Raw genomic sequence first — 2528 nt, forward strand, 5'->3', positions numbered from 1 at the left:
CAGGAAAAAGCTTGCTTTTTTGCTGACGACCGGCGCACGGGTGCGGAACGCGTATGGAACCTGCCCCTATCTGGGGAATAGCCTTTAGAAATGAAGATTAATGCCCCATAGTAATAATTAGTTGCATGATTAATTATTTAAAGAATTTCGGATAGGGATGGCCATGCGTATCATTAGCTAGTTGGTGAGGTAACGGCTCACCAAAGCAACGATGATTAGGGGCCCTGAGAGGGGGATCCCCCACACTGGTACTGAGACACGGACCAGACTCCTACGGGAGGCAGCAGTGAGGAATATTGGACAATGGCCGCAAGGTTGATCCAGCCATGCCGCGTGCAGGATGACTGCCCTATGGGTTGTAAACTGCTTTTATATGGGAAGAAACCACTCTACGTGTAGAGTACTGACGGTACCATAAGAATAAGGACCGGCTAACTCCGTGCCAGCAGCCGCGGTAATACGGAGGGTCCGAGCGTTATCCGGAATCATTGGGTTTAAAGGGTCCGTAGGCGGGCTAATAAGTCAGGGGTGAAAGGCCACAGCTCAACTGTGGGACTGCCCTTGATACTGTTAGTCTTGAGTTATAGTGGGGTTGCCGGAACATGTGGTGTAGCGGTGAAATGCATAGATATCACATAGAACACCGATCGCGAAGGCAGGTGACCAACTATATACTGACGCTGATGGACGAAAGCGTGGGGAGCGAACGGGATTAGATACCCCGGTAGTCCACGCCGTAAACGATGGATACTAGCTGTGGGGCATTTAGCTCCGTGGCCAAGCGAAAGTGATAAGTATCCCACCTGGGGAGTACGTTCGCAAGAATGAAACTCAAAGGAATTGACGGGGGCCCGCACAAGCGGTGGAGCATGTGGTTTAATTCGATGATACGCGAGGAACCTTACCAGGGCTTAAATGTAAGTTGCATGGGGCAGAGACGTCCCTTTCTTCGGACTACTTACAAGGTGCTGCATGGTTGTCGTCAGCTCGTGCCGTGAGGTGTCAGGTTAAGTCCTATAACGAGCGCAACCCCTGCCGTTAGTTGCCAGCATGTAAAGATGGGGACTCTAACGGGACTGCCGGTGCAAACCGTGAGGAAGGTGGGGACGACGTCAAATCATCACGGCCCTTACGTCCTGGGCCACACACGTGCTACAATGGCCAGTACAGAGGGAAGCCACTCCGCAAGGAGGCGCGGATCTACAAAGCTGGTCACAGTTCGGATCGGGGTCTGCAACTCGACCCCGTGAAGCTGGAATCGCTAGTAATCGGATATCAGCCATGATCCGGTGAATACGTTCCCGGGCCTTGTACACACCGCCCGTCAAGCCATGGAAGCCGGGAGTGCCTGAAGTCCGTCACCGTAAGGAGCGGCCTAGGGCAAAATTGGTAACTAGGGCTAAGTCGTAACAAGGTAGCCGTACCGGAAGGTGCGGCTGGAACACCTCCTTTCTAGAGACGATAGGCCCTTAGGCCCCGTACTTTGGCGAAGGAACGGTAGTTTTCTTTGTGTTGTTGTTTTGGATGTCCATAGATATAATGTGGTCATAAGACCTAAGAAGTCTCATAGCTCAGCTGGTTAGAGCGCTACACTGATAATGTAGAGGTCGGCAGTTCGAGTCTGCCTGAGACTACGAGTCGCGAGACTAAAAAGTGCGAAGTTCTGAGGGAAACCTCAATAAAAAATATTGAACAATTAGGAAATTCTGGAAGTTGGGTATGTAGTTATGTACTAACTACTAACTACTCATTACTAACTACTAGTTATGGGGAATTAGCTCAGCTGGCTAGAGCGCCTGCCTTGCACGCAGGAGGTCATCGGTTCGACTCCGATATTCTCCACAAAGTGCCTGATTTAATTAGGTATTAAAAAGTTCATTGACATATTGGGACGTAGCACAATACATTGATTTGTATTGATGCGAAGTCAAAAGAAGAAACTTGAAAGCAAGTAAAGTAGTAGAATACGAGAGTAAGAAATATATAAAGATTACGAGGGGCACTTTAGAAGTAAAGTGCGACAAGCTAAGCAAGGGCGTATGGGGAATGCCTAGGCTCCCAGAGGCGATGAAGGACGTGGTAAGCTGCGAAAAGTCATGGGGAACTGCACACGAGTGTTGATCCGTGAATATCCGAATGGGGCAACCCGCTATGTTGAAGGCATAGCATCGAAAGAGGCCAACCCGCTGAACTGAAACATCTAAGTAGGCGGAGGAAAAGAAAACAAGAGTGATTCCGAGAGTAGTGGCGAGCGAAATCGGAACAGCCCAAACCAGTGTTGTTTCGGCAATACTGGGGTTGTAGGACCACGCTGTTCTCTGCGCGACGAACCAGAACACTTTGGAAAGAGTGGCCGTAGACGGTGATAGCCCGGTACGGGTAAGGGACGTTAGAGATAGTGGTATCCTGAGTAGGACGGGGCACGTGAAACCCTGTTTGAATCCGGCGGGACCATCCGCCAAGGCTAAATACTCCTGGGAGACCGATAGTGAACCAGTACCGTGAGGGAAAGGTGAAAAGAACCCTAA

The 2528-nt window shown here is 50.2% G+C and carries 2 tRNA genes and 2 rRNA genes (1 of these 4 running past the window's edge); all 4 read left to right on the plus strand.

What is annotated here, in order from left to right:
* Nucleotides 1–1452, plus strand: a 16S ribosomal RNA gene (locus tag HCO57_RS16480); the annotation flags it as partial.
* Between the two features lie 108 nt (nucleotides 1453–1560).
* Nucleotides 1561–1634 (plus strand) — tRNA-Ile (locus HCO57_RS16485).
* A 134-nt stretch (nucleotides 1635–1768) separates the two neighbouring features.
* Nucleotides 1769–1842, plus strand: a tRNA-Ala gene (locus HCO57_RS16490).
* A 175-nt stretch (nucleotides 1843–2017) separates the two neighbouring features.
* A 23S ribosomal RNA gene (locus HCO57_RS16495) occupies nucleotides 2018–2528 on the plus strand; it runs 2396 nt beyond the window's last position.

The organism is Croceivirga sp. JEA036 (assembly GCF_011882165.1).
GTDB lineage: Bacteria > Bacteroidota > Bacteroidia > Flavobacteriales > Flavobacteriaceae > Croceivirga.